Origin of the sequence: Clostridium sp. ATCC BAA-442, assembly GCF_964239415.1 — a bacterium.
Taxonomy (GTDB): domain Bacteria; phylum Bacillota; class Clostridia; order Oscillospirales; family Oscillospiraceae; genus Flavonifractor; species Flavonifractor plautii.
Map to the genome: position 1 here is coordinate 1 of NZ_CAXSQB010000054.1, position 4,775 is coordinate 4,775.

Sequence of the window (4,775 nt, forward strand, 5' to 3'; positions counted from 1 at the left end):
CCCCCGCCCGCCCCAGCAGCGGAGCCAGGGAGCGGAAGTGCTGCTCGGCCAGCAGCTCCGTGGGGGCCATCAGGGCGCACTGGCCGCCGTTTTTCGCCGCCAGCCACGCCCCGTAGGCCGCCACCATGGTCTTGCCCGAGCCCACATCGCCCTGCACCAGCCGGTTCATGGGCGCGCCGGAGGCGGTGTCGCCCGCCACCTCCTCCATGGCCCGCCGCTGGGCGGCCGTGAGGGAGAAGGGGAGCAGCGCCAGGAATTCCTCCACCGGCGGTGTGGAAAAGGGGACGCCCTCCGCACAGGTGCGCCGGGTGCGCAGCAGGGCCATGCCGCAGGCCAGGCAGAACAGCTCCTCGAAGATCAGCCGCCGCCGGGCCAGCTCCAGGGCCTCCTCGTCCCGGGGGAAGTGGATGTTCCGGCAGGCAAACTCGGCGGCGGCCAGGGCGTGCTCCCGCCGCAGTCCGGCGGGAAGCGTCTCCTCCATCTGCCCGGCGCACTCCTCCACGCAGCGGAGGGTCAGCCCCGCCAGCAGGTTGTTGGAGATCCCCCGGGTCAGGGGATAGATGGGCAGGATACGGCCGGTGAAGCGGGCCCTGTCCGCCCGCTCACACACCGGGTTGGTCATCTGACGCCGCCCCGGCGGGCCCTCCACCCGGCCGTAGACGACGTACGTCTCGCCGGTGCGCAGGGCGTCCTTCATATAGGACTGGTTAAAGAAGGTGGCGGTGACGCTGCCGGTGTCGTCCACCAGGCGGGCCTTCACCAGCTCCAGCCCCTTGCGGATGCGGGAGAGGTGGGGTGGCTCCGCCACCAGCAGCTCCAGGCACACCGGAGTGTCCACCGGGGCCGCCGCCACGGTGGAAAACCGGCGGCGATCCTCATAGTCCCGGGGAAAGTAGCGCAGCAGATCCTCCACCGTGGCCAGCCCCAGCTTCTCCAGGCTCCTGGCCCGGGCCGGCCCGATGCCGGGCAGCCGCTCCACCCCGTCGCCAAGCCGCAGCGCCATGGATGCTCCCTCCTCTCCTCTGTGAGGTCTTAGTGTAGCATATTTCCCAGACAGTGGCAAGGCCCCTTCCCCCCGACGGCGAAACCGCCAAATGCAAAACCGGCCGGTTGAATTTCCTGTGCGTGTCGCCAAGTTTTGCAACCACACACAAAATCGCTTGCAAAAAATCCGCCTTACTGCTATAATCAGTCTTAACATCGCATTTCCCCGCACGCCCCGGCGGCGGGGTCATGGCGGCCGGAGAGCCGCCGCAGCCGAACGGTGTCTGTTTGACGCGATCGGACTCATTTGATTCAGGAAGGAAGGACAGCATGGCGGAATGCAAATTTAACAAGGTCCTGGTGGCTAACCGGGGCGAGATCGCCATCCGCGTGTTCCGGGCCTGCTACGACCTGGGCCTGCACACGGTGGCCATGTACTCCAACGAGGATACCTTTTCTCTCTTCCGCACCAAGGCGGACGAGGCCTATCTCATCGGTGAGAACAAGTCCCCCCTGGGGGCCTATCTGGACATCCCCTCCATCATCGATCTGGCCCGCCGCCGCAACGTGGACGCCATCCACCCCGGCTACGGCTTTTTGAGCGAGAACGCCGACTTCGCCCGGGCCTGCGAGGAGGCTGGCATCACCTTCATCGGCCCCTCCTCCACCATTCTGGCCCAGATGGGCGACAAGCTGACCGCCAAGGCCATCGCCCATGCCTGCGGCGTGCCCACCATCCCCGGCTCCGACCGTCCCCTGAAGGACGGGGAGGAGGCCCTTGCAAAGGCTGTCGAATATGGCTTCCCCATCATCCTCAAGGCGGCCGGCGGCGGCGGCGGCCGCGGCATGCGCCGCTGCGACAAGCCGGAGGAGGTCATCCCCGCCTTCAACCTGGTGAAGAGCGAGGCCAAGAAGGCCTTCGGCAACGAGGACATCTTCATCGAGAAGTACCTGGTGGAGCCCAAGCACATTGAGGTGCAGATTTTGGGCGACAAGCACGGCAATGTGGTTCACCTGTTCGAGCGGGACTGCTCCCTCCAGCGCCGCTACCAGAAGGTGGTGGAGTTCGCCCCCGCCTTCTCCGTGCCGGAGGCCACCCGGCAGAAGCTTTATGAGGACGCGGTAAAGGTGGCCCGCCACGTGGGCTACGTCTCCGCCGGCACGGTGGAGTTCCTGGTGGACAAGAGCGGGAACCACTACTTTATCGAGATGAACCCCCGCATCCAGGTGGAGCACACCGTCACCGAGATGGTGACCGGCATAGACCTGGTGCGGGCCCAGATTCTCATCGCCGAGGGCCACCCCCTGTCCACCCCGGAGATCGGCATCCCCAGCCAGGACGCGGTGCACATGAACGGCTACGCCCTCCAGTGCCGGGTGACCACCGAGGATCCGGCCAACAACTTCGCCCCCGACACCGGCAAAATCACCGCCTACCGCTCCGGCGGCGGCTTCGGCGTCCGTCTGGACGGCGGCAACGCCTTTACCGGCGCGGAGATCTCCCCCTACTACGACTCCCTGCTGGTCAAGGTCACCTCCTGGGACAACACCTTCGAGGGGGTGTGCCGCAAGGCCATGCGAGCCATCAGCGAGGAGCATGTCCGCGGCGTCAAGACCAACATCCCCTTCGTCACCAACATTCTGGCCCACCCCACCTTCCGGGCCGGGGCGTGCCACACCAAGTTCATTGACGAGACTCCCGAGCTCTTCGACATCGACGTGGGCCGCGACCGTGCCACCAAGCTGCTCAAGTACATCGCCCAGATACAGGTCGATAACCCCTCCGCTGAGCGGGCCCAGTTCGACATTCCCCGCTTCCCGCCCTACGAGCACACCCCGCCCAAGTGCAACGGCCTCAAGCAGCTTTTGGACGAGAAGGGGCCAGAGGCGGTGCGGGACTGGGTGCTGGGACAGAAGAAGCTGCTCATCACAGACACCACCATGCGGGACGCCCACCAGTCCCTCCTCTCCACCCGGGTGCGCACCCGCGACATGCTCAAGGCCGCCGAGGGTACGGCAGAGATCCTCAACGACTGCTTCTCCCTGGAGATGTGGGGCGGCGCCACCTTCGACGTGGCCTACCGCTTCCTCCATGAGTCCCCCTGGGAGCGGCTGCGCCTGCTGCGGGAGAAGATCCCCAACATCCCCTTCCAGATGCTCCTGCGGGGGGCCAACGCCGTAGGCTACACCAACTACCCCGACAACCTCATCCGGGCCTTTATCCGGGAGTCAGCCCGGAGCGGCATCGACGTATTCCGTATCTTCGACTCCCTGAACTGGATTCCCGGCATGGAGATAGCCATAGACGAGGTGCTCCAGCAGGGCAAGCTGTGCGAGGCCACCCTGTGCTACACCGGTGACATTCTCGACCCCAAGCGGGATAAATATACCCTCAAATACTACGTGGACATGGCCAAGGAGCTGGAGAAGCGGGGCGCCCATCTGCTGTGCATCAAGGACATGTCCGGCCTCCTCAAGCCCTACGCGGCCAAGAAGCTGGTCACTGCCCTGAAAAACGAGGTGGGCCTGCCCATCCACCTGCACACCCACGACACCTCGGGCAACCAGGTGGCCGCCTATCTGATGGCCGCCGAGGCAGGGGTGGATATTGTGGACTGCGCCATCGACTCCATGTCCTCCACCACCAGCCAGCCCTCCCTGAACGCGGTGGTCACCGCCCTCCAGGGCCAGGAGCGGGACACCGGACTCGACCCCGAAAAGCTCCAGACCCTCTCCGACTACTGGGCCGACGTGCGCCTGCGCTACAGCCAGTTTGAGGCGGGCATCAAGAACCCCTCCACCGATATCTACCGCTACGAGATGCCTGGCGGCCAGTACACCAACCTCAAGAGCCAGGTGGAGAGCCTGGGCCTGGGCCACCAATTCGAGGACGTCAAGGAGATGTACGTCAAGGTCAACCACATGCTGGGCGACATTGTGAAGGTGACGCCCTCCTCCAAGATGGTGGGTGATCTGGCCATCTTCATGGTGCAGAACGAGCTGACCCCCGAGAACATTGTGGAGCGTGGAGAGGCTCTCACCTTCCCCGACAGCGTGGTGAGCTACTTCAAGGGCATGATGGGCCAGCCCGCCTGGGGCTTCCCCGAGGACTTGCAGAAGGTGGTGCTCAAGGGTGAGGAGCCCATCACCTGCCGCCCCGGTGAGCTGCTGGAGCCCGTCGACTTCGCCGCCGCCCGGCGGGAGGTGGAGAAGTTCTACCCCGGCGCGTCGGAGCAGAACATCATCTCCTGGTGCCTCTACCCCAAGGTGGTGGAGGAGTTCTTCCGCCACCGGCAGGAGTACGGCTACATCATGCGCATGGGCAGCCATGTGTTCTTCAACGGCATGGCCCTGGGCGAGACCAACAAGATCAACATCGAGGACGGCAAGACCCTGGTCATCAAATACCTGGGGCTGGGCGATCTCAACGAGGACGGCACCCGCAACGTCCACTTCGAGCTCAACGGCATGCGCCGCGAGGTGGCGGTGCCCGACAAGAACGCCGAGGCACAGGTGAAGCACGTTACGCTGGCCGATCCCTCCGACAAGAGCCAGGCGGGGGCCTCCATCCCCGGCATGGTGTCCAAGATCTGCGTCAAGCTCGGAGACGCGGTGGAGGAGAACCAGGTGCTGGCCGTCATTGAGGCCATGAAGATGGAGACGAACGTGGTGGCCCGCATGGCAGGCACCGTGGAGCAGGTGCTGATCAAAGAGGGCGGCTCCGTCAAGGCCGGCGAGCTGCTCATCACCATAAAGTAAGCGCAGGGGGGGGGGGGGGGGGGGGGGGGGGG

At 65.3% G+C, this 4,775-nt stretch carries 2 protein-coding genes; one reads left to right on the forward strand and one right to left on the reverse strand.

Annotation, left to right across the window (positions count from 1 at the left end; all coding sequences use genetic code 11):
- Positions 1–1,003 (reverse strand): DEAD/DEAH box helicase (locus ACESY8_RS16695; RefSeq protein ID WP_498794879.1); only part of this gene is annotated, 1,003 nt, incomplete at its 3' end.
- A 311-nt stretch (positions 1,004–1,314) separates the two neighbouring features.
- Between ACESY8_RS16695 and ACESY8_RS16700 the strand changes: the two genes are divergently transcribed.
- Positions 1,315–4,743 carry a pyruvate carboxylase gene (locus ACESY8_RS16700; RefSeq protein WP_054339304.1) on the forward strand — a complete coding sequence of 1,143 codons (3,429 nt, stop codon included), beginning with the start codon at positions 1,315–1,317 and terminating at the stop codon, positions 4,741–4,743.
- Positions 4,744–4,775: the final 32 nt, after the last annotated feature.